Here is a 25,213-nt window from a genome sequence, read left to right as displayed (position 1 = left end):
AAGTTACGGGGCCGCCCGCGTCGTGCCACTCGAGGCCAAGGGTTGGCGAATCCGTTGGCATGGTCAGCCAACGGATTGCCGCATTCCTGGTGGTGGTCCGGGTCCGGCCGCGTGCCGTGATGGAACGATAGTGGGGGTGCCGGTGACTCGAAACGCTGCGCTCTCCGATATAGCTGTCGGAGAAATCCGACAGCCTCCTGCGTCACACCCGCCAGCCCAGCCCTGGCAACGAATCGCGCGCCGCAGTTCCGCATGGCGGAAGAGCGAGGGTAATAAGAAGCAGTTCGTCTACCGTTGTTTGCCATTGTTTTAACTAGCAAGGCATCTCATCCTTCACCCCGCTTGCTTTTTTCCAATTTTTCGTCACACTTGCCGGGATAGCTGACCGAGCACGATGTCGACAATCACAAACGGGGCGGGGATAGTGGCCAGGTCGGAGGCGATGGCGGCTGGCGCGGTTCCGGCGGCGGACACCGATCCGTTGACCGGGGTAGCAAGCCGCCCATTCTTCTTGAGCAAGCTCGAAGCACGCCTGCAGACCGAGGCCGTGCCGCGCTGCGCGCTGGTGCTGATCGGCATCGACGACTTCCGCGCCTTCAATGACATGCACGGTCATCGCGAGGGTGACCGCATCCTGCAGCAGATGGCCCGCCGCTTGCGCGACGCTTCGCCGCGCGATGCCGTGATCGGCCGCACCGGCGGCGACGAGTTCGCCGTGCTGCTGCCCTCGATCTACGATCCCACACTGGTTCGCCACGTCAGCGCGGCGATCCTGTCGCTGCTGTCCGAGCCGTATGACTGCAATGGCCACCGCCACTATGTGCTGGCGAGCCTGGGTGCCTGCGTGATGCCGGCCGGCGGCGACAATGCCTCGGATGCGCTGGCCTCGGCCAGTCTGGCGCTGGCACGGGCCAAGCGCGATGGCGGCCGCACGATTCGTTTCTTCAAGGCGCAGATGCGCGCCGACGTGACCAGCCGTCTGTCGCTGGTGCAGGCCTTGCGCGAAGCCTATGCGCAGCGGCAATTCGAGCTGCTGTACCAGCCCCAGGTCGATCTGCGCGATGGCCGCATCGTCGGCGCCGAGGCGCTGATGCGCTGGCGCCATCCGACCCAGGGCCTGCTGGCTCCCGCAGCCTTTATCGATGCGCTGGCTGCCAGCAGCGTCGCGATCGACGTGGGCATGTGGCTGCTGCAGACGGCGTGCGCGCAGGCGCGGACCTGGTCGCTGCAGTTCGAGCAGGCGCCGCGCGTGGCGATCAACCTGTTCGCGGCGCAACTGGCCGAAAGCCGCCTGCTGACCGAGGTTCGGCACGTGCTGCGCGAGCTTGCGCTGGAGCCGAACCGGCTGGAACTGGAGATCACCGAGACCATCGCCCTGCAGCAGGGCGACGAGGTGTCCGGCCAACTGCAGACGCTGCGCCGCGATGGCGTGACGCTGACGTGCGACGACTTTGGCACCGGCTATGCGTCGCTGAGCTTCCTGAAGACCTTCCCGGTCGACCGCATCAAGATCGATCAGTCCTTCATCCGCAACGTGACACAGGACCCGGTCGACGCGGCCATCGTCCGCTCGGTGATCAATGTCGGCGCCAGCCTGCACATCGGCGTGATCGCCGAGGGCGTCGAGACGGTCGAGCAGCGCGATTTCCTGCTGGCGAACGGCTGCCACGAGGTCCAGGGCTATCTGTACGGCAAGCCGATGCCGGCGGATCAGCTGACCGACCGCTTGTACGAGCAGCAGCGGCTGGCCAGGGACTGAAAGTCACGAAGGAGCGCAGACGCAAAGGACCGGAAAGGGCCGAAGATCCGAAGGGCGCGGACATCCGGACCGTGAAAACGACGATCCCCGCCGCAGCGGGGATTGCCAGCGAAAGGGCCCGTTGCGGGCCCTTTCCTTTTGCCGCCTGCGCGGGTCGCTCCCTTACTTCGCCAGCTCCGACAGCCGCACCTGGCTGATCTTGCCGCCCTGGACCCAGCCGACCACGGTATCGGCCATCGAACCGCCCTTGGCATCGATGCCGTCGATCTCGTTCGGGTTGAGCTCCTTCGGCAGCGTCTTCATCGCGTCGGGCATCTTGGCGCGGATCGCCGTGGCGTCGGTGGTGGTGCCGGCCAGCTTCATCGCGTTGGCCAGCGTATGCACCATCGTGTAGTTCAGCGACATCTCGGTGGTCGCATCCTTGCCGTCGTGCAGCTTCTTGTACTTGTTGTTGAAGGCCTGCGTGGCCGGCCGGCTGTCGCTGTTCAGCGGCAGCACGCCGATGGCGCCCTCCAGCATGCCCAGACCGTTGGTCACGCGCGCCATTTCATCGAGCTTGGCCTGGTCCATCACGATGAAGCCGCCCTTGAAGCCGAGTTCGCGAGCCTGCTTGACGACCAGTGCGGTCGGCTCGGACGGGCCGCCGACGAACAGCACGTCCGGCTTGTCGGCGATCACGCGCGACACGCCGCTGTAGAAGTCGGTCGCCTTGGTATAGGACATCGGGTTGTTGCCGACGACCTTGCCGCCCGCCTTCTCCCAGGCCGGCACGAAGGCCTGCACCCACGCCTTGGCGTAGTCGTGGTCGGCCGGCACCAGCGCGACGTTCTTGCCGAAGCGCTTCATCTGCGCCTTGACGAACGGTTCGATATAGCCGGTGTACGCTGGCGGGATGCGGATCGTCAGCTTGTTGCCGGCGTCGGTGATGCGCGGCACGCTGGAGTACGCCATCACGATGAACTTCTCTTGTTCGTTGAAGGCCTGCAGCGCGAAGATGCCCCCCGAATGCGGCACGAACACGGCCGGCGTCTTGTGCTGCTGCACCAGGCGGCGCGCGTTGATCGCGGATTCCGCCGGCGCGTACTTGTCGTCGAGCGCGACCACTTCGAACTTGACCTTCTTGCCGCCCACCTCGACGCCGCTGGCGTTCAGCTCGTCGACCGCCATCTGGATGCCCGACAGCACGTTCTTGCCGTACAGCGCGGCGCCGCCCGACAGCGGGCCGGTGTAGCCGAGCTTGACCACTTCCTGCGCGAAGGCCGCGCCGGTGGCCAGCAAGGCGGCCAGCGCGGTGGCGGCCAGCGGCAACAGCTTGCGGCGGGGTTTGGTGGCGTTCTGCATGTTCCGTCTCCTTAAACGATGAAAGTGCCATCGGGTCGTGGCCCGGATGGTCCTGGTTGAATGCGGTGTTCTTCCGATTGGCGCCGGCGAGCCGTTGTGCGCGGCATCACCCGCCGATATAGGCCCGGCGCACGCCCTCGTCATTGAGCAGCGAATCGCGATCGCCCTCCATCACGATGCGCCCGCCCTCGATCACGTAGCCGCGATGGGCGATGCCCAGCGCCGCATAGGCGTTCTGCTCGGCCAGCAGCACGGTGGTGCCGGCACGGTTGATGCGCTGGATCACCTCGAACATCTGCTTGACCACCAGCGGCGCCAGCCCCAGCGACGGCTCGTCGAGCAGCAGCGCGCGCGGCCGGCCCATCAGCGCGCGGCCGAGCGCGACCATCTGCTGCTGGCCGCCCGACAGCGAGCCGGCGGGATCGTCCTTCTTCTGCTGCAGGATCGGGAACAGCTCGTAGACCTCCTCCAGCGAGCGCTTGATGCCGGCGCTGTCGCGGCGATGCACGTAGGCGCCGAGCGTCAGGTTCTTCTGCACGCTCATCGTCGGGAACAGCTTGCGGCCCTCGGGGCAGTGCACCAGCCCCGCCTGCACGATCTGCGACGGCTTCATGCCGGACAGCTCGCGGCCGTCGAAGCGCATGCTGCCGCCGCTGGTCCGGTGGATGCCGCTCATCGCCAGGAAGATCGAGCTCTTGCCGGCGCCGTTCGCGCCGAGCAGCACCACCAGTTCGCCGGCCTTGGCGTGCAGCGTGATGTTGTCGAGCGCGCGGAAGCTGCCGTAGGAAAGCGATACGCGTTCAAGCTGCAACATGGTCGGCTCCCAGATAGGCTTCGATGACCTGCGGATTGCGCTGGATTTCCGCCGGCGTGCCCTCGGCGATCTTCTCGCCGTAGTTCAGCACCATGATCTTGTCGGCCAGCCGCATGATCATGTCCATCTTGTGTTCGATCAGGCAGACTGTCTTGCCGTGCCGGACCATCTTGCGGATCAGCTCGGCCAGGCCCACGGTCTCTTCGGGGTTGACGCCGCCGGCCGGTTCGTCGAGCAGCAGCAGCTCGGGGCCGGTGGCCAGCGCCAGCGCGAAGGCGACGCGCTTGCGCTCCTCCTGCGTGATGTCGGACGCCACCTCGTGCGCGAGGTGCGACAGCCCGACGAAGTCCAGCGCCTCCTCGGCCTTGTCGCGGCACAGCCGCTCTTCCTCACGCAACCGCTTCGTGTTGAACAAGACGTCGCGCAGGCCCGCATGCGTGCGCAGCCGGTGGCCGACGATCAGGTTGTCGAGCACGGTGGCGCGATCGAACAGCGCGGTGGCCTGGAAGGTCCGCGCGATGCCCATCCGCGCGATGTGGTCGGCGCGCTTGCCGGCCACGTTGGTGCCCTTGAACAGTACCTCGCCCGAAGTCGGCGCATGGGTGCCGGCGACCAGGTTGAAGAACGTCGTCTTGCCGGCGCCGTTGGGGCCGATGATCGCGTTGATATGGCCGGCCTCGAAGGTCACCGAGACGTCGTTGACCGCGGTCAGCCCGCCGAATTTCTTGGTCAGGTTGCGGATCTCAAGCATGGTCGGCTCCGGCGGAAGCGGGGGCGGGGGCAGCGGCCTTGCCGTCGGCCGCATCGGCGGCGGCGTGGCCACCATCGGCGCGGCGTGCCGGCTGGCGCTGGCCGCGGCGCGCGGCCGCGGCGCGGCGTGCCTGGCGCTTCAGGTACGACCCGACGATGCCGTCGGGCAGGAAGATGATCAGCAGGATCAGCACCGGGCCGAACACCAGCATGCGGTAGTCCTGCAGGAACTGCAGCGTCTGCGTGACCCAGGGCACCAGCAGCGCGCCCAGCAGCGGTCCGAGCAGCGTGCCGATGCCGCCGACCAGCATCGCCATCACCATGTCGAAGGTCAGGTCGGTACGCGCGATGTCCGGGCCGAGGAAGCGCACGTGGCCCGCGTACAGCGCGCCGGCGAAGCCCGCATAGGCGACCGACAGCACGAAGGACAGCACCTTGGTGCGCATCAGGTCGATGCCCAGCGCCTCGGCCAGCGCGTCGCTGTTGCGCACGGCCATGAAGCTGCGGCCCAGCAGCGAGCTGACGATCCGATGCATCAGGAAGGTGCCGATCACCAGGAAGAACAGCACCAGGTAGTACTGCGCCTGCACGCTGTCGAAGCTGACCGGGCCGATCGCCGCCGGCACCGGAATGCCGATCAGGCCCACCGTGCCGTGCGTCAGGCTTTCCCACTTCTCGATCAGCAGGTAGATGATGTAGCCGATGCACAGCGTGAAGATCGAGAAGTAATGGCCCTTGAGCCGCAGCGATACCACGCCGACCACATAGCCGACGATCATGCAGACCACGCCGGACAGCACGAAGGCGGCCCAGAACGGCATCTGGTGATCGACGGTCAGGATGCCCAGCGTATAGGCGCCGATGGCCATGAAGCCGCCGTGCGCGAGATTGAGCTGGCCGGTGTAGCCGGTGATCAGGTTCAGGCCCAGCGTCGCGATCGCGTAGATGAAGGCCAGCGTCATCACCGTCAGGTAATAGCTGTTGGTCGTCAGCAGCGGAAACGCGATGGCCAGCGCCAGCAGCAACGCCCAGCCGGTCTTGCCTTGCAATGCGTTCATGTCGAGATGTCTCCTACCTTGTGCCTACCTTGTGCGCTTGGATGCGGCGGCGGCCGTCAGGCCGCCTTGCCGGCGAACAGGCCCTGCGGCCGGATCGACAGGATGATCACCAGCAGCACGAAGGCGATGATGTCCTTGTAGTCGGTCGACACGTAGAAGCCGCCGAAGCTCTCCGCCATGCCGATGATCAGGCCGCCCAGGATCGCGCCGGGGATGCTGCCCATGCCGCCGAGGATGATGATCACGAAGGCCTTGGTGATGACCAGGTGTCCCATCGCCGGATAGACCAGATTGATCGGCGCATACAGCGTCGCGGCGATCGCGGCCAGCGCGCCGGAGATCGCGAACACCAGCAGCGTCACGCGCGTCGCGTCGATGCCGACCAGCGCCGCGCCTTCGCGGTTCTGCGCCATCGCGACGATGGTCGAGCCGGTCACCGTGCGGGTCAGGAACAGATGCAGCACCACCATCAGCGTGAAGGCCGCGGCGATGATCAGCAGTCGCTGCAGCGGCGCAGTGAGACCGAACACCTCGACCAGCTGGCCGTACGGCGTCGGCATCCGATGGAAGTCGGCGCCCCACAGCGCCTGCGCGCCGGCCTCGAGGAACAGCAGGATGCCGATCGCCGCGATCATGTCGTGCAGCTCGGGCGCGTTGCGCAGCGGATGGAAGACGAGCCGCTCGGCCAGCATCGACAGCACCGCGACGGCCAGCGCCGCGGCGACCATCGCCAGCCAGTAGTTCACGCCCAGCGACGTCATCATGTAATACGAGACGTAGGCGCCCGCCATGTAAAAGGCGCCGTGCGCGAAGTTGGGTACGTGCAGGATGCCGTAGACCAGCGTCAGGCCGAGCGCGACGAGGCTGTAGACCCCGCCGAGCGTCAGCCCGTTCAGAAACTGTTGGAAGAACATTGACACCGACTCACCTCATGCAGATCGAAATCGCAAACGGGAGCACGCTTCGGCGGACCGATGCGCGCGGCAGGACAGCGCCGCGATAAAACGCGGACTGCCGGTCAACCGATGTGGGGGTCAACTGCGCGGCTTTGCGCGCGTCGGAAAGGGTTGCATGACGGTCTCCTGAAACGGTCGTGCCGGGCCGCAAAATGCCCAGCTTTCATACCGGTTATTCGTGTCGTGACTGACCGCCGCGATGCGTGTCGCAGCGTCTCCGCACGATCGTTCGTTTTCGTTGACTGTTGCATAGGGCTTGAGGCACAGTCAAGGAATACGGAATAGTCTTTCGCACAGCGAAATAGGGCTTTCCGGCCCGGCGCCGCAGCGGTTTTTGCCGATGCCGCCGGCTGAAAATTCACGCGGGTTTTCCCTGTTTCTTGCCGCCGCTGCAGCTCGCGGCTCTGCTGCCGTCGCCGCCTCGACTCTCCGCCTGCACCGAACATGAAGCGCACCGCCACCGTGATCCCCGTTGTCGCCGAGCCGCCCTCGCCGGTGCCGGCGAGCGCATTGCGCGATGCCGCCGACGCGGGCCCCGGAAGTCCCGGGGAAGCGGAGGACCGCAGCTTCGTCACGGCGCTCGCGCGCGGTCTCGATCTGCTGCGCGCGTTCGGCCCGCACGATGACTACCTCGGCAATGCCGAGCTGTCGCGCCGCACCGGCATTCCGCGGCCGACGGTGTCGCGGTTGACCTATACGCTGACGCGGCTCGGCTATCTGGTCTACGTCGAGTCGCTGGAGAAGTACCGGCTGGGCCAGGGCGCGATGGTGCTGGGCCATCGGTATCTGGCGACCTCCGGCATTCGCGAGGTCGCGCAGCCGCTGATGCAGTCGCTGGCCTTCGCCACCGGCTGCACCGTTGCCCTTGCCACGCCCGACCGCCACGAGATGGTCTATCTCGAAGTGTGCCAACCGCGCGGCGCGCTGGTGATGCGGCTGACCCCGGGCTCGCGCCTGCCGATCGCGACCTCGGCGATCGGCCGCGCCTGGCTCGCGGGTTTGCCCGCGGCGCGGCGCGCGAGCATGCTCGTCGAACTGGAGCGCCACTATCAGACCCGCTGGCCGACGATCCGCGGCAAGCTTGACCGTGCAATGCGCGACTACGGCCGGCGCGGCTTCTGTGTCGCGCATGCCGAATGGGACCGCACCGTCAGCGGCGCCGCCGCACCCGTCGTGCTGGAAGGCGGCACCGAGGTGCTGTCGATCAATATCGGCGGCGCGGCCTCGCGGCTGACCCCGGAAATTCTCGAAGCCAATCTCGGTCCGCGCGTGCGCCAGCTTGCCGAGTCGCTGCAGGGACGGCTGTGGCGCGTCCACGGTTGAGCGGACCTGGCCATCCGGACCATCACCAATACCCACGACATCTCGACCACCACAATCATCAACACAAGGAGACAGGCATGGAGATCAGCAACAAGACCGTCATCGTCACGGGCGGCGCCACCGGCATCGGCCGTGCGCTGGTACTGGCGTTTGCCAGGGCCGGCGCGCGCGGCATCGCGGTCGCCGATCTGGACGAGCGGGGCGCGCAGCAGGTTGCGGCGGAAGCGGCCGAACTCGCGCCGTCGTGCCAGGCCTTTGGCTGCCGCACCGACGTCGCCGACGCCGCCGCGGTGCAGGCGCTGGCCGATGAGGCGACGCGCCGCTTCGGCCAGGTCGACGTGTTCTGCTCGAATGCCGGCATCATCCTGCGCAAGGGCCTGGACGCGACCGCCGACGAATGGCAGCGCATCTGGGAGATCAACGTGATGGCCCACATTCACGCCGCCAATGCGGTGCTGCCGCAGATGCTGGAGAGGGGCGAGGGCTATTTCGTCAACACGGTGTCGGCGGCGGGCCTGCTGTCGCAGATCGGCTCGGCACCGCATGCGGTGACCAAGCACGCGGCAATCGGCTTCGCCGAATGGCTGGAGATCACCTACGGCGATCGCGGCATCAAGGTCAGCTGCATCTGCCCGCAGGGCGTGCAGACGAAGATGCTGTTCGGCGAGAACGGCGAGCGCAAGGGCTTCCTGCAGGAGGGCTCGGTCACGGCCGAACACGTGGCCGCGGTGACGCTGGAAGGCATGCGCGACGAACGCTTCCTGATCCTGCCGCATCCCGAGGTGCTCGAGTACTACCGCCGCAAGGGCCAGGACTACGACCGCTGGCTCAAGGGCATGCGGCGGCTGCAGGAGAAGGTCATCAGCGAGTTCGGCGCGATCGGCAAGCCATGACCTTCCGGTGCGCGCCGATAACCGATGCTGATTGACCGATAGAGACCGAACAAGCGTCCAACACAAAGGAGACAAAGACCATGCGGATTACCCGATTCACCGGCGCACTCTCCGTGCTCGCCACGGTGCTTGCCACCGCGTTCGCCGCGCCGGCGGCCCATGCAGAAACCTTCCCCGCGCGGCCCATCCGAATCGTGGTGGGCTTCCCGACCGGCGGCGCGCCCGATACGCTGGCCCGCATCGTCTCGGAGAAGATCTCGCCGTCGTGGGGCCAGCCGGTAGTGGTCGACAACAAGCCCGGGGCGGGCGGCAATATCGGCGCGGAAGCAGTGGCACGCGCGCCGGGCGACGGCTACACGCTGGCGCTCGGCACGGTCGGCACGCATTCGATCAACGGCGCGGTCTACAGCAAGTTGCCGTACGACATGGTCAAGGATTTCGCGCCGGTGATCCTGCTGGCGACCACGCCGAACGTGCTGGTGGTCCACCCCGGCGTGCCGGCCAAGACTACCGCGGAACTGATCGCGCTGGCCAAGGCGAAGCCGGGCGCGCTGAGCTTCGGCACGCCGGGCATCGGCACCTCGCCGCACGTGGCGGGCGAACTGTTCAACACCGTGGCCGGGGTCAAGATCACGCACGTGCCCTACAAGGGCCGCGCGATGGCGATTCCCGACCTGCTGGGCGGCCATATCACGATGATGTTCGACAACCTGCCGTCGGCGCTGCCGGTGATCAAGGAGGGCAAGCTGCGCGCGCTGGGCGTGACCAGCCTGAAGCGCTCCGCCTCCGCGCCGGATATTCCGACGCTGGCCGAGCAGGGCTTGAACGGCTTCCAGGCCGACTCGTGGTTCGCGATCTTCGTGCCGGCCACCACGCCGAAGGACGTCATTGCCAAGCTCAATACCGAGCTGAACCGGATCTTCACGCTGCCCGACGTGCAGGCCAAGCTGAAGACGCTGGGGCTCGACCCGGTGCTTGGCACTCCCGACGCGCTGGCCTCGTTCCAGAAGGCCGAGATCGCGAAGTGGGCGAAGGTGGTCAAGGATTCGGGGACGACCCCGCAGTAAGGAGCGGGGCACGGGCGCGAGGAGGAAGCATCAGACCGCTCGAACCAATCTCGTCGCGGTGTTTTTCTCCCCGCTCCCGCACGCGGGAGCGGGAGCATGCGGCGGTGAGGTGGGCGCCTTCGCGCTGCCGATCCTTCTGCTATTCCTCCAGCGCGGCCGTAGCCCGTTCCGCCAGCCGGTCCGGCTCGCCGCGCAGCCGCGCCAGACTGACCGCGGCACCGACCGCCGCGACACAGGCCGCCACGCCCAGCGCCGTGCGCGATGCCGACGTCCCCACCAGCGCAAACAGCAGGGCCACCACCGCGGTGCCCGTGGTCTGCCCCAGCAGCCGCGTGGTCGCCTGCGCGCCGCTGGCGCCGCCGCTGCGATGGGGCGGCGTCGCGCCGATCATCGCGCGGTTGTTCGGCGACTGGAACAGGCCGAAGCCCAGCCCGCACATCGCCATGCGCCACAGCACATCGATGCTGCTGCTGCCCCGGTCGAGCATCGCCAGCAGCACCAGTCCGGTACACAGCAGCGCCAGGCCCAGGCCGGCCAGCACGCTGGCAGGGAAGCGATCCGACAGCCGGCCCGACAGCGGCGCCATCACCGCCACCATCAGCGGCCACGGCGTGATCAACAGCCCGGTCTCCTGCAGCGAACGCCCGAGCTGGTATTCGAGATAGAAGGGCAGCGCGACGAAGGCCAGCATCTGCGTCATGAACGAGCAGAACGATGTGCCGACCGCCAGCGAGAAGGCGCGGCTCGCGAACAGGTCCACCGGCACCAGCGGCGCCGCCTTGCCGCGCTCCATCCGCGCCAGCCACCAGCCGAGCAGCAGCGCCGCGACCAGCCCGCCGATCGCGGCGCGGCGCAGGCCGTCATGGCCAAGGCCGTCGACGCCGAGCACGAACAGGCCGATCACCACCGCCGACAGCAGCGCGCTCGGATAGTCGAACGGGCGCGGTTGCGGCGGCGTGACCGGCAGCGCCCAACGGCTCAGGCTCAGCGCGATGATTGCCACCGGCACGTTGATCGCGAACAGCCATTGCCAGCTGGCGAACGACAGGATCAGCGCGCCGACCGACGGCGCGATGCCGGTCGTGATGCCGACCACCAGCGCATTGAGGCCGATGCCGCGGCCGAGCTTGGTGGGCGGATAGATGTAGCGCACCAGCGCCGTGTTGACGCTCATGATGCCGGCGCCGCCGATGCCCTGCAGCACGCGCGCGGCCACCAGCATCGGCAGATTGACCGAGAGCGCGCACAGCAGCGAGCCGACCAGGAAGGTGGCCAGGCCGATCCGGTAGACACGCTTGTAGCCGAGGATGTCGCCAAGCGAGGACAACGGCAGCAGGCAGACGGTAACCGTCAGCTGATAGGCGTTGACGACCCAGATCGTGTGGCCCGGGTCGGTGCCGAGCTGGCGGGAAATCGACGGCAGCGCGATATTGGCGATCGAGCCGTCGAGCACGGCCATGATCAGCCCGCAGAATACGGTCAGGATCGCCCACTGGCGTTGCGGATAGGGAAGACCTTGATCTGAATGCATCGACGGTACGGCGGGGAAGGCGAGGATGGCGGCTGGCCGGCCGGTGCGATCGCGCTTCAAGAACGCCGCGGCGAGCGGACCGACGGCCCGGCCGATGCTGGCAGGCGCCGGGCGGCGACATTATCGGCGCAGCGCCGCGCGCCCGCAAATCGCCGCGTTGTGGTATATCGCGCGCGCTGGCATCACGCGCGCATGCCGCGTTTGGGGCAAGACAATGCAGACATGGCGGCGCAAGTCGGCACCCGCGCCCGCAACCGGCGCCGTGGCGGTGTCCTCGATCAGCGCGCCAGCTGGCCTAGCACGTTCTCGAGCGACGACAGCCCCGTCTCGATCAGATGCGACATATAGACGTTCATCTGCGGCATCACCAGCATCAGCAACAGCAGGCCGCCGGCCAGCGTGACCGGGAAGCCGACCGCGAAGATCGACAACTGCGGCGACGCGCGGTTCAGGATGCCCAGCAGCAGGTTCAGCGTCAGCAGCGCGGCCACCAGCGGCAGCGCCAGCAGCAGCCCCGACGAGAACACCGTGCCGCCCGCACGGGCCACGGCCGCCCAGCCATCGGCCGACAGCGGCGTGCCGCCGATCGGCAGCGCCGAGAAGCTGTCGACCAGCGTGGCCAGCATCAGCAGGTGGCCGTCCATCGCCAGGAACAGCAGCATCGCGACAATGCCGAGAAAGCGGCCCAGCACCATGGTCTGGCCGCCGGCGCTCGGATCGAAGAACGAGGCGAACGACAGGCCCATCTGCAGCCCGATGATTTCGCCGGCGTATTCGACCGCGGCGAACACCAGCCGCATCGTGAAGCCGAGCGCGATGCCGACGCCGATCTCGTTCAGGATCAGCAGGAAGCCGTCGAAGGAATAGACCGGCACCACCGGCAGGTTCTCGATGGTCGGCGAGACCGCGATCGCGATCAGCGCGGCCAGGCCGATCTTCGCCTGCCGCGGAATGGTGCCCTCGCCGAACAGCGGCGCAGTGGCGATCAGCGCCAGCAGCCGGAACAGCGGCCACAGGAAGGCGGCGATCCATTCGTAGAGCTGGGCCGTGGTCACCGATACCATCGCGTCTCGCCTCTTGGCTTGGTTGTCGTCAGTTGCGTCGCTGCCTGGGTCGTTCTCTGCGGCGCGCTCAGCCGCCTCAGCGCACCAGCCCCGGAATGCCCTCGAACACCTCGCGCATGTAGTCGACGAAGGTGTTGATCATCCACGGGCCCACCAGCACCAGCGTGATGAACAGCGCCAGCAGTTTCGGAATGAACGACAGCGTCATTTCGTTGATCTGCGTGGCGGCCTGGAACAGGCTGATCGCCAGGCCGGCGACCAGCGCGACCAGCAGCAGCGGGCCCGCCAGCAGCAGTGTCATCTTCATCGCCTGGGTGGCGATGGTCATTACGGTTTCCGGCGTCATTGGGCCTCCGGTGCGCTTGCGGCGTCGGCGTGGAACATCAGGTCTGGAACGTCAGGTCGGGAAGCTCGGCGCTGCAACGTCAGGTAAGAAAGCTCTGCGCCAGCGAGCCGAGCAGCAGTTGCCAGCCATCGACGAGCACGAACAGCATCAGCTTGAACGGCAGCGAGATCGTTGCCGGCGGCACCATCATCATGCCCATCGCCATCAGCACGCTGGCCACCACCAGGTCGATGATCAGGAACGGAATGAAGATCGTGAAGCCGATCTGGAACGCGGTCTTGAGCTCGCTGGTGACGAAGGCCGGCACCAGCACGCGCAGCGGCACGTCCTCGGGGCCCTGCATCTCCGGCGTCTTGGCCATCTGCGCGAACAGCGCCAGATCCTTCTCTCGGGTCTGCTTCAGCATGAACGCCTTCATCGGCGCGGCGGCGCGCTCGGCGGCCTGCTCGAGGCTGATGCGGTTCTCCGACAGCGGCTTGTAGGCCTCGGTGTAGACGCGGTCGAGCACCGGCGACATCACGAAGAACGTCAGGAACAGCGACAGGCCGATCAGCACCTGGTTTGGCGGCGACGTCGCCGTGCCGAGCGCGGTGCGCAGCAGGCCCAGCACGATCACCACGCGGGTGAAGCCCGTCATCATCAGCAGCGCGGCCGGCAGGAAGGACAGCGAGGTCAGCAGCACCAGCGTCTGGACCGACAGCGACCAGGTCTGGCTGCCGCCCGGGCCGGGGCGGCTGACGATGCCCGGCAGGGCCTGCGCGGCCGCGGGATCGGTGCCGAATGCGAGAGCGGCGGCCAGCAGCAGGCCGAGCGCCAGCGTCAGCGGCGCTCCGGACCGACGCCGGCTGGCGGCGTACAAGGTGTTCATGACTTCAGGGTCTGTTGCAGGTTCTGTTGCATCGAGCGCAGCAGCTTCTGCGCGAAGGTGGCCTTGTCGCCGAACGGGGCCTGGGGCGACGTGGGCGTCGAGCCCATGCCAGCCATGCCGCCGATGCCGGCGATTGCCTCGCCGGGCGCCGCGGAGCCGGCCGGCAGCGTATGCAGCGTGCGGATTTCGCCGGCGCTGACACCGAGCACCAGCCAGGTGTCGCCGACCTCGACGAGCAGCAGGCGCTGGCGTGCGCCCAGGCTGGTGCTGCCGACGACTTTCATCACGCCGCCTTGTACATGCCGCACCAGGCCGGCGCGGCGCGCCAGCCAGGCAAGGCCGAGGATCAGCGCAATGATCGCGAACAGGCCGAGACCGGCCTGGGCCAGCGCGCCGGCGCCGGTTGCACCGGTCACGGCGTCCGCCGCGTGGGCGAGAACCGGCAGGCCGGCCGCCGCACCGCAGATCGAGCGGGCCGCGTACGAGCGCGTGCCCGGCGCGGGCCGCAAGGCGCGGCCCAGAGCGGGTTTCATTTGTTCAGCTTCCGGATGCGTTCGGACGGCGTGATGATGTCGGTCAGGCGGATGCCGAACTTGTCGTTGACCACCACCACCTCGCCTTGCGCGATCAGATAGCCGTTGACCAGCACGTCCATCGGCTCGCCGGCCAGGCCGTCGAGCTCGACCACCGAACCTTGCGCCAGTTGCAGCAGGCTCTTGATCGGTACCTTGGTGCGGCCCAGTTCGACCGTCAATTGCACCGGGATATCGAGAATCATCTCGATATCGTTGTGGAAGCCGCTCGACGCTTCGCGCTCCAGCGGCTGGAAGACCGTCGCGGCCGCGGGCGTGGCCGTCGCCACCGTGGCGGCGGCGGGCTCAGGCGCAGCGGTCGCGCTGGTTTGCTCGGCCAGGGCGCTCGCCCAGTCGTCCATCGGATCGGCCGGCTTGTCCTCTTTGCCGTCAGTCATGGTCGGTTTCCTTGTTGGAATCGCTGTCTTGATGATTGAACATGCGCTGCACACGCAGCGCGTACTGGCCGTTCATCGTGCCGTAGCTGCACTGCATGACCGGCACGCCGTCGACCTTGCCGATCACGTTCTCGGGCAGCTCGATCGGCAGCACGTCGCCGGCGCGCAGCGCCAGCACTTCTGCCACGGTGCTGCGCAGATGCGCGAATTCGGCCACCAGCTCCACCTCGGCGGCGCGCAGCTGTTGCGACAGCTGCTGCAGCCAGCGCTTGTCGACCTCGACTTCATCCTGCAGCGGGTTCATCAGCAGATCGCGCACCGGCTCGATCATCGAGTACGGGAAGCAGACGTGCAGCTGCCCGCCGACCGCGCCCAGTTCGATATGGAAGGCGGTGGTCACCACGACTTCGTTGGGAATCGCGATGTTGGCGAACTTGGTGTGCATCTCCGAGCGGACGTATTCGAACTCGATCGGGTGGACCGCCTGCCAGGCATGGCCATAGCTGGCCAGCGCCAGGTCCAGCATCCGGCGGATGATGCGTTGCTCGGTCTGCGTGAAGTCGCGGCCTTCGACGCGGGTATGGAAGCGTCCGTCGCCGCCGAACAGGTTGTCGACGACCAGGAACACCAGATTCGGGTCGAACACGAACAGCGCGGTGCCCCGCAGCGGCTTCATGTGGACCAGATTCAGGTTGGTCGGCACCGGCAGGTTGCGCACGAACTCGCCGTACTTCTCGATCCGGATCGAGCCGACCGAGATGTCCGCGCCGCGGCGGATGAAGTTGAACAGGGCCGTGCGCAGCTGGCGCGCAAAACGCTCGTTGATGATTTCCAGCGTATGCAGCCGGCCGCGGACGATGCGCTCCTGGGTCGCCAGGTTGTAAGGCCGCACGCCGTCTTCGGCGACCGGCGCGGTGGCCTCGGGTGTTTCGGCTTCGCCGGATACGCCCTTGAGCAGCTCGTCTACTTCATCCTGCGAGAGGAACTTGTCGTAAGCCATTTAGTGTCCTGCCCCAATGAACGACTGGATTAGAGAAGCGCCGCACGCACGCCGGCCTGGGCGCGCGCGAGGTGCGCATCGGCGGGCGAGAGTCGGGTGGTCGGCTTCATATCGGGTTGGCAAGCGGGGCAGGGCACGGGCTTACTGCACCACGAAGGAAGTGAACAGGACATCCACGATCTGTTGGCTCGGCAGCGCCGGTGCGAACGGCCTTGCCAGCGCCTGCTTGATTTCTTCGGCGAGCTTCTGCTTGCCCTCGACGGTCGACAGCTCCGGCGGCTGCTTGGCCGACAGCAACAGCAGAATGCGGCTGCGCGCTTCCGGCAGGTATTCGGCGATGCGCGCCTGCGTCTGCGTGTCGGCCACCTTGACCGACAGGCCGGTGTGCAGGAAGCGGTCGCCGTCCTCGCCCTTCAGATTGACGGTGAAGGCGTCGAGCGCGACGAAGATCGGCGCCGGTACCACGGGGGCGGCCGGCGCGGCGGGTGCGCGGTTGTTCAGCAGGCTGCCGAGGAAGAAACTTCCCGCGCCCAGCACGGCCGCGACCGCGACACCGGCGAGAATCAGCACCCCGCGCTTGCTGGAGCCGGATGCCTGGGGAGTCGTGAGCGTTTTCGCCATGAGATGCCTGTATCGGAATGCCACGCCATTCTCGGTGAATCGGTGGCGGGCAATGGGCCGAAAAAAAGGGGGAAACCCGCTCAGCTTGGCCGTTTGAGTCGAGCGGGAGCGACCGTCGGCGGCGGCGGACGGTCATCTCACGGGTTAACGTTGGCGGACGGCGGAACTTGAGCCGGCGGCACTCGGCTTGTCATCGGCGGGTCATTGCCAAGGGCCAGACTCGCGGGATTTTCCTTCCCTGGAGAGCCCGCGCATGCGTCGTTCCGCTGTCCCTTCCGCCTTCCGTTCCTTCGCCGCGCCCGCCGGCCGTGCCGGGGTCCGCCTGTTGGGTTTGGCCGCGCTGGTGATGTGGACCGCGCTGCCCGCCGCCTGCGGAGGCGACGAGGATAATGACGACAGCCCGCGGCGCTCGGTCGGATCGGTCCGCCTGATCGGCGAGCAGACGCTGCCCAACGACCTGCAGGTCGGCGGCACCACGGTGGGCGGCCTGTCGGGCATCGACTACGATCCCGCGTCCCAGCTCTGGTATCTGGTCTCGGACGACCGCTCGGACAAGCAGCCGGCGCGCTTCTATACCGCGCGGCTCAGCTATGACATGGCCCGCCTGCAGCCGGTGCAGATCGCCAGCGTCGTCACGCTGCGCCAGGCCGATGGCAGCGCCTTTCCCAATCGCACCGCCGGCGGCGTGGTGCCCGATCCCGAGGCCATCCGCTTCGATCCGTCGACCCGCAGCCTGTGGTGGACCAGCGAGGGAGATCGCGCGCTCGGTCTCGACCCCTTCGTCGCCCGGGCCAACCTCGACGGTCTGCTGACCGGCACCCTGCCGCTGCCGGCGGCGTTCCGGATGTCGCCGACGCAGGAAACCGGCTCGCGCAACAACGCAACGTTCGAAGGCCTGTCACTGTCGGCCGACGGCAAGTCGCTGTGGGTCAGCATGGAAGGGCCGCTGTATCAGGACGGTGCCCTGCCGACGCCGTCGTCCGGCTCGGTGTCCCGGCTGCTGCGCTACGACCGCAACGGCAGTGTGCTGGCGCAGTACGTCTATCCGCTCGACGCCATTCCGGCGGCCCCGGCCCCCGGACGCAGCGCCGACAACGGCGTGACCGAGATCCTGGCGATCGACGACAACCGGCTGCTGACGCTCGAGCGCGCCGGCGTGCAGGGTGCCGACGGCACCTTCACGACCTATGTGCGGCTGTATCAGATCGATATCCGCGGCGCGACCGACGTGCGCGGCCTGGACCGGCTGGCAGGCGCCAGCTATGTGCCGGTGCAGAAACGGTTGGTGCAGAACCTGAACACGCTGGGACTGAAGACGGTCGACAACATCGAGGGCATGGCCTGGGGCCCGAAGCTGCCGAATGGCCGCGACAGCCTGGTGCTGGTGTCCGACAACAACTTCAACGCGACGCAGGTCACCCAGGTGCTGGCGTTCGAGGTGTTGCCGGAGTAGGGCCGACGCCCGGGCGCTTCGGCGCGTACTGATCCGCTTCGTCGTCCCCGCGAAGGCGGGGGCCCGGCGGGATCGAAAGAGGGCGATGCTTGCCCGCCTTGTCAGCGCCCGTAGCCGTACCCGTCATAGCCGCGCCCGTCATAAGGCTGGTCCGGATGGCCCTGCTGGTAGGGCGGGGGATAGCCGCGGCGGTCCTCGCCGTATTGCCGCTGCCGCGCCGGCCCGTCGGCACGGATGCGAGCGGCACGGATCGGGCCGGCGGCTTCCAGCGGCCCGTTGACGATCAGGTCGCCCTGCACGCGCAACGGCCCATGCACGGTCAGCGGGCCGTTGAAGGTGCGCTGCGGCGCCCCGCGCATCGACGGACCGTCGTCCGTCTCGAACCACTGCCCGGTCACCGGCCCGCGTACCCGCACGCGCCCGTCGACCTCGACCGGCCCCTGCACCGTCACTGGCCCGTTGACCACCAGCGTGCCTGCCACCGTCATCGGGCCGGATTCGACCGGTTGCGCGTGGGCCCGGCCGCCCACCATCGTCACGCCGCAGACCGCCATGACGGCCAGCCCTCGGCGCAGGGCAAAAATTGCTGCATTCACACCGTTCTCCCCATGATTCGGCAGCCTCCGTTGTACCGCGCGGCCAGGCCGTCGGGGCCCGCCGTTTCCCTTTGTTGCCAACGACTTACGGCGGTTACACCCGGTAACGGGCAGGGGCGGCTGCGCAGTCGTCAGTCCTAAGTCTTATATAAGATATAAGACGTTTGACCGAGGACACGCGTTGAGCGTACAATCGCAGCCACAACGGTGTTGTTTAACCCTCATTCCTCTATCACCCCGCAGGTTCCCATGCTCGAAAACTATCGCGCCCATGTCGCCGAACGCGCCGCGCTTGGCATTCCTCCGCTGCCGCTGTCCGCGCAGCAGACCGCCGAACTGATCGAACTGCTGAAGAACCCGCCCGCGGGTGAAGAGCAGGCCCTGCTGGAGTTGATCACCCACCGCGTGCCCGCCGGCGTCGATGACGCCGCCAAGGTCAAGGCCTCGTACCTGGCCGCCGTCGCGCTCGGCAAGGAAGCCTGCCCGCTGATCAACCGTGCCCGCGCAACCGAACTGCTCGGCACGATGCTCGGCGGCTACAACATCTCGCCGCTGATCGAACTGCTGGACGACGCCGAAGTGGGCACCGTCGCCGCCGACGCGCTGAAGAAGACGCTGCTGATGTTCGATGCCTTCCATGACGTCAAGGAGAAGGCCGACAAGGGCAACGCCAACGCGCGCGCCGTGCTGCAAAGCTGGGCCGACGCCGAATGGTTCACCAGCCGTCCGGAAGTCCCGCAAAGCCTGACCGTGACCGTGTTCAAGGTCCCGGGCGAAACCAATACCGATGACCTGTCGCCGGCGCCGGACGCCACCACCCGTCCCGACATCCCGCTGCACGCGCTCGCGATGCTGAAGAACAAGCGCGAAGGCGCCGCGTTCCAGCCCGAGGAAGACGGCAAGCGCGGTCCGGTCAAGTTCATCGAAACGCTGAAGGAAAAGGGCCACCTGGTCGCCTACGTCGGCGACGTGGTCGGTACCGGCTCGAGCCGCAAGTCCGCCACCAACTCGGTGCTGTGGTTCACCGGCGAAGACATCCCGTTCGTGCCGAACAAGCGCTTCGGCGGCGTGTGCCTGGGCGGCAAGATCGCTCCGATCTTCTACAACACGATGGAAGACGCCGGCGCGCTGCCGATCGAGCTCGACGTGTCGAAGATGGAAATGGGCGACGTGATCGAGCTGCGCCCGTATGAAGGCAAGGCACTGAAGAACGGCGAAGTCATCGCCGAATTCCAGGTCAAGTCCGAGGTGCTGTTCGACGAAGTGCGCGCCGGCGGCCGCATTCCGCTGATCATCGGCCGCGGCCTGACCGCCAAGGCGCGCGAAGCGCTGGGCCTGGCCCCGTCGACGCTGTTCCGCCTGCCGCAGAACCCGGCCGACACTGGCAAGGGTTACACGCTGGCGCAGAAGATGGTCGGCCGCGCCTGCGGCCTGCCGGAAGGCAAGGGCATCCGCCCGGGCACCTACTGCGAACCGAAGATGACCTCGGTCGGCTCGCAGGACACCACCGGCCCGATGACCCGCGACGAGCTGAAGGACCTGGCATGCCTGGGCTTTTCGGCTGACCTGGTGATGCAGTCGTTCTGCCACACCGCCGCCTATCCGAAGCCGGTCGACGTCAAGACGCACCACACGCTGCCGCAATTCATCAGCACCCGCGGCGGCATCTCGCTGCGCCCGGGCGACGGCGTCATCCACTCGTGGCTGAACCGCATGCTGCTGCCCGACACCGTCGGCACCGGCGGCGACTCGCACACCCGCTTCCCGATCGGCATCAGCTTCCCGGCCGGCTCGGGCCTGGTGGCGTTCGCCGCTGCCACCGGCGTGATGCCGCTGGACATGCCGGAATCGGTGCTGGTCCGCTTCAAGGGCAAGATGCAACCGGGCGTCACGCTGCGCGACCTGGTCAACGCGATTCCGCTGTACGCGATCAAGCAGGGCCTGCTGACCGTCGCCAAGCAAGGCAAGAAGAACATCTTCTCCGGCCGCATCCTGGAAATCGAAGGCCTGCCCGACCTGAAGGTCGAGCAAGCGTTCGAACTGTCCGACGCCTCGGCCGAGCGCTCGGCCGCTGGCTGCACGGTGCGCCTGAACAAGGAACCGATCATCGAATACATCAACAGCAACATCACGCTGCTGAAGTGGATGATCGCCGAGGGCTACCAGGACGCCCGCAGCCTGTCGCGCCGTATCAAGGCGATGGAAGCATGGCTGGCCGATCCGAAGCTGCTCGAGCCGGACGCCGACGCCGAGTACGCCGCCGTGATCGAAATCGATCTGGCCGACGTGCACGAGCCGATCGTCGCCTGCCCGAACGACCCGGATGACGTGAAGACGCTGTCCGACGTGGCCGGCGCCAAGATCGACGAAGTGTTCATCGGCAGCTGCATGACCAACATCGGCCACTTCCGCGCCGCGTCGAAGCTGCTCGAAGGCAAGCGCGACATCCCGGTCAAGCTGTGGGTCGCCCCGCCGACCAAGATGGACCAGAAGCAGCTGACCGAGGAAGGCCACTACGGCGTGTTCGGCACTGCCGGCGCGCGTACCGAAATGCCGGGCTGCTCGCTGTGCATGGGCAACCAGGCCCAGGTACGCGAAGGCGCGACCGTGATGTCGACCTCGACCCGCAACTTCCCGAACCGCCTGGGCAAGAACACCAACGTGTATCTGGGCTCGGCGGAACTGGCCGCCATCTGCTCGCGCCTCGGTCGTATTCCGACCAAGGAGGAGTACATGGCCGACATGGGCGTGCTCAACGCCAATGGCGACAAGATCTACCGCTACATGAACTTCGATCAGATCGAGGATTTCAAGGGAGTCGCAGATACGGTGACGGTTTGATAGCCGCTGATTTGGCCTACCGCAGCTTTGCGATGCGAGGCCGCCGGGTTTGAGTTGAATTAAACCTGCGATTGAAATTGTTGTCGTTGGGAAAAGCCTCGGGGGTGTGAGCCTCCGAGGCTTTTTGTTTTGCGCGGATATTGCCTATGTACGTTTTTCTGTTCTAAAGCCCCGCTGGAGAGCGGTTGTGCAAGCCCCCAGACAAAGATATGCTGCAACGCCGAGTATGTGGAATAAGGCTGCATGCCCTTTTACTGGTGATTTGACCTTGAATGGCATGCAGGCTTGGTATTGAAATGCAAGAGCCAGTCTGATTGAGGCCAGAGAGTCATGCCGGTAAGACGTCCATATGTGAGCAAGAGCATCGCGGAGCTCGAGTCTTTATATGCCGCGGCACCTCTCGATCCCGATTTGTGCCGGCAGCTCTTGGATGAACTGAGTCACCGCAGCACGGGACGTGCCAACGCCTTGCTCCGCCGCATCGAGGCATCGTTACGTGCGGGCATGCCAAGTTCCAGGGCCACCCCAGGTGGGGGAGGGGCTGCCGCTCGCGTCACACAGGCGAATGTCGCGGCCGTCACCGCTTCCAATGCCAAATTTCCCGGGCCAGAAGATCAGGGGCCACCCACAAAAGTAAAAGGCATTTCCGCGAGTCCGGTTTTCGTAGAGCGGGATCAACCGCAGGCAATTCTCGCAAGCTGGATAGCCTTCGAAGCCCTATCACCACAGACATACCGCCGTCCCGCCGATATGGCAAATGGAGATCAGCGATGTGTCGCGCTTCTTCAGGGCGACGACATGCCGTGGTATCGCAACGAGCGGTCGCGTCCTAAACAGCAGCTGTTTTATCAGGTAGTCCTCGGCAGTATTCCTTTAGACCGGGCCACGGATGCTCTTGTTGCCGTGTTTGGGGAGAATGAGGAACGAAACGGCCGCGAGCGTGAGAAGGCGCCAATTGCAGCCGTCTTGCTGGATCGAACCGGAAAACTGGTCGAGGAGAATGCGGTGGCGATCTCCAGCTTCGCGTGGGCCTTGCCTATCGCGCTCGGTGGAGACGTGACCGCACTCGGTACATGGCCAGACGTGGAAAGGCGGCTGGTCAGCGCGCTAACGGAACGCCTCAGGCGCCAGGATGCCGATGGCGAGCTGATGCCGCTGGACTACGGCACGTTACTGTCGGCATTCCAATGGTTGGTCGGAACCCTTCACCTTCCGCCGGATTTGATAGAGCCGCCCGGCTTTGCCGTTCGCGTGTATCACTATTTCAAATCGAAGACCCCCCCGGAAGTCGCCTTACTGAACTCCTTCTATCTTAGTGACTTGACCAAGGCCGCCCGGGCCATCGAGAGTGGGCAGGCAAATGAGGCTCTCGCTCGCTACCTGGGCTTGAACAAGGTCGATCACAGCCGTGACCTGCTCTCCGACCATACAGCTGTCGAAGATCTAGTCGCGCCACATAGAATGCCGGCAGCGCGATGGCCCGGACCTGGAGGTCACCCATTGGTGACTCTGCAGCAGGCTGCCGTGAACGCCATACGTTCGGAGTTCGTGGGCGGCCGGCAAGGAATCGCCGCTGTCAACGGTCCGCCTGGAACCGGGAAGACCACGCTGCTGCGCGATGTCGTTGCGGCTTGCGTATTGGACCGTGCCGAAGCCATGGCTCGCTTTGACGATCCACTGGCCGCGTTTTCCACAACGGGCGAAAAGGTCGCAGCAGGCGATCGCGCGTTCTTTCACTTGTACCGGCTCGACGCATCGCTGAAAGGGCACGAGGTGCTCATTGCATCGAGCAACAACAAGGCGGTCGAGAACGTCAGCAAGGAGTTGCCTTCAGCCAAGTCCATCGGACGAGACTTCAACTACTTCCGCACGATCTCAGATCGTCTGCTCGAAGGACAAGCCGCAGACGGTACGCTACCCAAAGGCGAGTCATCATGGGGGCTTATCGCAGCAGTCCTGGGCAACGCCAAAAATCGCAATGGCTTTCAGCAGGCAATCTGGTGGGATGACGATAAGAGCTTAAGGTTGTATCTAAAGGCCGCCCGAGGTGAGCCGGTATTTCGCGAGGTCAGGGACGAGCAGGGAAACATCGTTTCTCGGGAGATCCCGTCGGTTGTTACGCGCGAGATTCCGCCTACTCCGGAAGAAGCCAGGGCAAACTGGAAGAAGGCGCGGCATCGCTTTCAATCGCTAAAGGCGGATGTCGAAGCGTGCCTGCAGCAGCTCGAGGATGCCCGCCAGACCTGTCTTCGATTGGCGCCAGCAATGCGTGCCGTACAAGCAGCCGAGGCGCTACGCGAATCTTGTGCCGCTGCGTCCGATGATCGCGAGAGAGAGGTCCGTGCGACATCAGATATCCTGGCCACTGCACAGGCATCGCTGGACAATGCGATGCTGCAGGAACGGCAGATGCTTGCGCGCAGGCCGGGCTGGTTCGCCCGCTTGTTGAGGACAGCCGGATTTCGGACATGGCGGGACGGATACGCGCCGCTACTGAAAGCGAGAGTCGCGGCTGAAAAGGAACTCGCCGCCGCAGTTGCAAATAAGAAACGGGCCGAAGTTCTGGCAGCAAACGCAAAGCGCGAATTGCAAGCGGCCATCAGCAAAGCATCGGAAGCGGCCAGGGTTGTGTCGAACGTTCAGGCGCGCATTCATGATTTCCGCCGCGAGCTGGTCCGCGTCTGGTGGATAGTGAGTTCTTCGAACGCGGCCATGAGCATTGGAATTTGAGTGCACCATGGATTCCGGATTCGCTTCACGAGAAGCGGGAGGATCTGTTTTCAGCGGCGCTCCAGGTACACCGGGCCTTTATCGATGTGGCCGCTCAGAAGTTCAGCCACAACCTCGGCGCGCTGATGAGTGCAATGCAAGCGGGAGCGTTCCACGAAAGCGAAAAAAGAGCCCTGCTCCCGGACCTATGGTCGACACTTTTCATCGTCGTTCCGGCAGTCTCCACCACGTTTGCGTCCGTCGAAAGGATGCTCGGCGACCTTCCTGCTTCCAGCATTGGATGGCTGCTGGTTGACGAGGCGGGGCAGGCTACTCCGCAGTCCGCGGTAGGCGCAATGCTGCGGTCTAAGCGCGTCATTGTGGTGGGTGATCCATTGCAGGTACCGCCTGTCGTGGCCTTGCCTGAGCGCCTCGTATTGGAGGTTTGCAAATACTTCAAGGTGTCGCCTCAGGAATGGGCGGCCCCTGACGCGTCGGTACAGACGGTTGCTGACGAAGCTTCGCACTACCAAGCCGAGTTCAAGGCTGACAGCGGTACTCGGCGAGTCGGCTTGCCACTGCTGGTTCACAGGCGGTGCTTGGAGCCAATGTTTGGGATCTCCAACCGTATTGCCTACGACGGTCAAATGGTTCACGCCGCGCAAGCCAAGGAGTCGCCGATTGCGACTGTCCTCGGACCATCCGCATGGATCAACGTCGACGGGAGTGCATCCACAAAGTGGTGCCAAGCCGAGGGTGACGTCGTTGTTCGCATGCTGCACGAACTGGCATCGGCGGGCCTGCAACAGCCTGATCTTTACATCATTACGCCCTTCAGGATCGTCGCCCATGAATTACGACGCCAGCTCCAGACGCACCGCCATATTCTTGAGCGGCTTCAGGTGGATCCGGACGACTGGATAACGGACCGTGTTGGTACTATTCACACCTTCCAGGGCAAGGAAGCCGAGGCTGTGATCGCCATATTGGGCGCGCCAATGGCAGAGCAGCAAGGAGCCCGACGATGGGCGTGCGGCACGCCCAATATATTGAACGTTCTGGTGTCCCGTGCCAAAAGCCGGCTGTATGTTGTGGGATCGCGAGCCGCATGGGGTGGTGTGGGTCATGCCCGCGAGATGGCGGCCGCGTTGGCGACCCGGCGAATATAGTGCGATAAATGTCCCAACCGGGACGGACGTACTCAAGCTGGTGAACTGGAATCAAGTTGCGTGTCCCTCCGTAGGCGCGCTCAT

The 25,213-nt window shown here is 65.9% G+C and carries 22 protein-coding genes; 8 read left to right on the top strand and 14 right to left on the bottom strand.

Features of this window, described 5'->3' with window-relative positions; translation table 11 throughout:
* Positions 1-421: 421 nt before the first annotated feature.
* On the top strand, positions 422-1,759 hold the full coding sequence (locus FOB47_RS09000; RefSeq protein ID WP_174780964.1) for a putative bifunctional diguanylate cyclase/phosphodiesterase: 1,338 nt from the start codon (positions 422-424) through the stop codon (positions 1,757-1,759).
* Positions 1,760-1,921: 162 nt separating this feature from the next.
* Here the strand turns inward: FOB47_RS09000 and FOB47_RS08995 are convergent, their stop codons facing one another.
* The 5 genes from FOB47_RS08995 to FOB47_RS08975 form a co-directional block, all read right to left on the bottom strand.
* Positions 1,922-3,100 (bottom strand): ABC transporter substrate-binding protein, encoded by a 1,179-nt coding sequence (locus tag FOB47_RS08995; protein ID WP_151022960.1) that lies wholly within the window; start codon positions 3,098-3,100, stop codon positions 1,922-1,924.
* A gap of 106 nt (positions 3,101-3,206) precedes the next feature.
* Positions 3,207-3,914 carry an ABC transporter ATP-binding protein gene (locus FOB47_RS08990; protein WP_174780651.1) on the bottom strand — a complete coding sequence of 236 codons (708 nt, stop codon included), beginning with the start codon at positions 3,912-3,914 and terminating at the stop codon, positions 3,207-3,209.
* Positions 3,901-4,665, bottom strand: coding sequence for an ABC transporter ATP-binding protein (locus tag FOB47_RS08985; protein WP_053824536.1), 765 nt, complete (start codon positions 4,663-4,665; stop codon positions 3,901-3,903). The genes FOB47_RS08990 and FOB47_RS08985 overlap by 14 nt, the downstream gene beginning before the upstream one ends.
* Complete coding sequence (locus FOB47_RS08980) at positions 4,658-5,722, bottom strand: branched-chain amino acid ABC transporter permease (RefSeq protein ID WP_170265845.1); 1,065 nt, start codon at positions 5,720-5,722, stop codon at positions 4,658-4,660. Before FOB47_RS08980 ends, FOB47_RS08985 begins: the two co-directional genes overlap by 8 nt.
* Positions 5,723-5,778: 56 nt before the next feature.
* Positions 5,779-6,642: a branched-chain amino acid ABC transporter permease gene (locus FOB47_RS08975; RefSeq protein WP_006579083.1), complete on the bottom strand. Its 864-nt coding sequence runs from the start codon at positions 6,640-6,642 to the stop codon at positions 5,779-5,781.
* 480 nt (positions 6,643-7,122) lie between these two features.
* Here FOB47_RS08975 and FOB47_RS08970 point away from each other — a divergent pair, with 480 nt between their 5' ends.
* From FOB47_RS08970 to FOB47_RS08960, 3 genes are all read left to right on the top strand, one after another.
* The gene (locus FOB47_RS08970; protein ID WP_053823423.1) at positions 7,123-8,001 is read left to right on the top strand and encodes an IclR family transcriptional regulator; all 879 of its coding nucleotides are present in this window, start codon (positions 7,123-7,125) and stop codon (positions 7,999-8,001) included.
* Positions 8,002-8,078: 77 nt separating this feature from the next.
* Positions 8,079-8,894 (top strand): SDR family oxidoreductase, encoded by an 816-nt coding sequence (locus FOB47_RS08965; protein ID WP_174780650.1) that lies wholly within the window; start codon positions 8,079-8,081, stop codon positions 8,892-8,894.
* Positions 8,895-8,974: 80 nt separating this feature from the next.
* Positions 8,975-9,961, top strand: a complete 987-nt coding sequence (locus FOB47_RS08960) for a Bug family tripartite tricarboxylate transporter substrate binding protein (RefSeq protein ID WP_174780649.1) — start codon at positions 8,975-8,977, stop codon at positions 9,959-9,961.
* A gap of 139 nt (positions 9,962-10,100) precedes the next feature.
* On the opposite strand, the gene FOB47_RS08955 is transcribed toward FOB47_RS08960, so the two are convergent.
* The 8 genes from FOB47_RS08955 to fliL all read right to left on the bottom strand — a co-directional run bounded on the left by FOB47_RS08955 (position 10,101) and on the right by fliL (position 16,361).
* On the bottom strand, positions 10,101-11,492 hold the full coding sequence (locus FOB47_RS08955; protein ID WP_174780648.1) for an MFS transporter: 1,392 nt from the start codon (positions 11,490-11,492) through the stop codon (positions 10,101-10,103).
* Positions 11,493-11,770: 278 nt separating this feature from the next.
* Positions 11,771-12,556: a flagellar biosynthetic protein FliR gene (fliR, locus tag FOB47_RS08950; RefSeq protein ID WP_053823426.1), complete on the bottom strand. Its 786-nt coding sequence runs from the start codon at positions 12,554-12,556 to the stop codon at positions 11,771-11,773.
* A gap of 76 nt (positions 12,557-12,632) precedes the next feature.
* Positions 12,633-12,902, bottom strand: a complete 270-nt coding sequence (fliQ, locus tag FOB47_RS08945; RefSeq protein ID WP_023264555.1) for a flagellar biosynthesis protein FliQ — start codon at positions 12,900-12,902, stop codon at positions 12,633-12,635.
* A gap of 79 nt (positions 12,903-12,981) precedes the next feature.
* Complete coding sequence (fliP, locus tag FOB47_RS08940; protein ID WP_053823427.1) at positions 12,982-13,770, bottom strand: flagellar type III secretion system pore protein FliP; 789 nt, start codon at positions 13,768-13,770, stop codon at positions 12,982-12,984.
* Entirely contained in the window at positions 13,767-14,303 is a 537-nt protein-coding gene (gene fliO, locus FOB47_RS08935; RefSeq protein ID WP_053823428.1) for a flagellar biosynthetic protein FliO, read from the bottom strand. The genes fliP and fliO overlap by 4 nt, the downstream gene beginning before the upstream one ends.
* Positions 14,300-14,740, bottom strand: a complete 441-nt coding sequence (fliN, locus tag FOB47_RS08930) for a flagellar motor switch protein FliN (protein WP_053823429.1) — start codon at positions 14,738-14,740, stop codon at positions 14,300-14,302. Before fliN ends, fliO begins: the two co-directional genes overlap by 4 nt.
* Positions 14,733-15,740, bottom strand: a complete 1,008-nt coding sequence (gene fliM, locus FOB47_RS08925; RefSeq protein ID WP_053823430.1) for a flagellar motor switch protein FliM — start codon at positions 15,738-15,740, stop codon at positions 14,733-14,735. Before fliM ends, fliN begins: the two co-directional genes overlap by 8 nt.
* Before the next feature lie 141 nt (positions 15,741-15,881).
* Positions 15,882-16,361, bottom strand: a complete 480-nt coding sequence (fliL, locus tag FOB47_RS08920; RefSeq protein WP_053823431.1) for a flagellar basal body-associated protein FliL — start codon at positions 16,359-16,361, stop codon at positions 15,882-15,884.
* Positions 16,362-16,614: 253 nt separating this feature from the next.
* Between fliL and FOB47_RS08915 the strand changes: the two genes are divergently transcribed.
* The gene (locus FOB47_RS08915; protein ID WP_244959208.1) at positions 16,615-17,814 is read left to right on the top strand and encodes an esterase-like activity of phytase family protein; all 1,200 of its coding nucleotides are present in this window, start codon (positions 16,615-16,617) and stop codon (positions 17,812-17,814) included.
* A gap of 101 nt (positions 17,815-17,915) precedes the next feature.
* On the opposite strand, the gene FOB47_RS08910 is transcribed toward FOB47_RS08915, so the two are convergent.
* Entirely contained in the window at positions 17,916-18,410 is a 495-nt protein-coding gene (locus FOB47_RS08910; protein WP_151023322.1) for a hypothetical protein, read from the bottom strand.
* A 249-nt stretch (positions 18,411-18,659) separates the two neighbouring features.
* Here FOB47_RS08910 and acnB point away from each other — a divergent pair, with 249 nt between their 5' ends.
* The 3 genes from acnB to FOB47_RS26150 all read left to right on the top strand — a co-directional run bounded on the left by acnB (position 18,660) and on the right by FOB47_RS26150 (position 25,129).
* Entirely contained in the window at positions 18,660-21,251 is a 2,592-nt protein-coding gene (acnB, locus tag FOB47_RS08905) for a bifunctional aconitate hydratase 2/2-methylisocitrate dehydratase (RefSeq protein ID WP_174780647.1), read from the top strand.
* Between the two features lie 351 nt (positions 21,252-21,602).
* Entirely contained in the window at positions 21,603-23,981 is a 2,379-nt protein-coding gene (locus FOB47_RS08900; RefSeq protein ID WP_244959207.1) for a hypothetical protein, read from the top strand.
* Positions 23,936-25,129, top strand: coding sequence for a DEAD/DEAH box helicase (locus tag FOB47_RS26150; protein ID WP_244959206.1), 1,194 nt, complete (start codon positions 23,936-23,938; stop codon positions 25,127-25,129). Before FOB47_RS08900 ends, FOB47_RS26150 begins: the two co-directional genes overlap by 46 nt.
* Positions 25,130-25,213: the final 84 nt, after the last annotated feature.

Origin of the sequence: Cupriavidus gilardii, from assembly GCF_013347325.1 — a bacterium.
Lineage (GTDB): Bacteria > Pseudomonadota > Gammaproteobacteria > Burkholderiales > Burkholderiaceae > Cupriavidus > Cupriavidus gilardii.
This window is presented reverse-complemented; position numbering and strand designations above follow the sequence as displayed.

Coding starts and splice junctions, on each gene's coding strand:
- FOB47_RS08995 (WP_151022960.1), bottom strand. CDS start 3,100: ATGCAGAACGCCACCAAACCCCGCCGCAAGCTGTTGCCGCTGGCCGCC.
- FOB47_RS08990 (WP_174780651.1), bottom strand. CDS start 3,914: ATGTTGCAGCTTGAACGCGTATCGCTTTCCTACGGCAGCTTCCGCGCG.
- FOB47_RS08985 (WP_053824536.1), bottom strand. CDS start 4,665: ATGCTTGAGATCCGCAACCTGACCAAGAAATTCGGCGGGCTGACCGCG.
- FOB47_RS08980 (WP_170265845.1), bottom strand. CDS start 5,722: ATGAACGCATTGCAAGGCAAGACCGGCTGGGCGTTGCTGCTGGCGCTG.
- FOB47_RS08970 (WP_053823423.1), top strand. CDS start 7,123: ATGAAGCGCACCGCCACCGTGATCCCCGTTGTCGCCGAGCCGCCCTCG.
- FOB47_RS08965 (WP_174780650.1), top strand. CDS start 8,079: ATGGAGATCAGCAACAAGACCGTCATCGTCACGGGCGGCGCCACCGGC.
- FOB47_RS08960 (WP_174780649.1), top strand. CDS start 8,975: ATGCGGATTACCCGATTCACCGGCGCACTCTCCGTGCTCGCCACGGTG.
- FOB47_RS08955 (WP_174780648.1), bottom strand. CDS start 11,492: ATGCATTCAGATCAAGGTCTTCCCTATCCGCAACGCCAGTGGGCGATC.
- fliR (WP_053823426.1), bottom strand. CDS start 12,556: ATGGTATCGGTGACCACGGCCCAGCTCTACGAATGGATCGCCGCCTTC.
- fliQ (WP_023264555.1), bottom strand. CDS start 12,902: ATGACGCCGGAAACCGTAATGACCATCGCCACCCAGGCGATGAAGATG.
- fliP (WP_053823427.1), bottom strand. CDS start 13,770: ATGAACACCTTGTACGCCGCCAGCCGGCGTCGGTCCGGAGCGCCGCTG.
- fliO (WP_053823428.1), bottom strand. CDS start 14,303: ATGAAACCCGCTCTGGGCCGCGCCTTGCGGCCCGCGCCGGGCACGCGC.
- fliN (WP_053823429.1), bottom strand. CDS start 14,740: ATGACTGACGGCAAAGAGGACAAGCCGGCCGATCCGATGGACGACTGG.
- fliM (WP_053823430.1), bottom strand. CDS start 15,740: ATGGCTTACGACAAGTTCCTCTCGCAGGATGAAGTAGACGAGCTGCTC.
- fliL (WP_053823431.1), bottom strand. CDS start 16,361: ATGGCGAAAACGCTCACGACTCCCCAGGCATCCGGCTCCAGCAAGCGC.
- FOB47_RS08915 (WP_244959208.1), top strand. CDS start 16,615: ATGCGTCGTTCCGCTGTCCCTTCCGCCTTCCGTTCCTTCGCCGCGCCC.
- acnB (WP_174780647.1), top strand. CDS start 18,660: ATGCTCGAAAACTATCGCGCCCATGTCGCCGAACGCGCCGCGCTTGGC.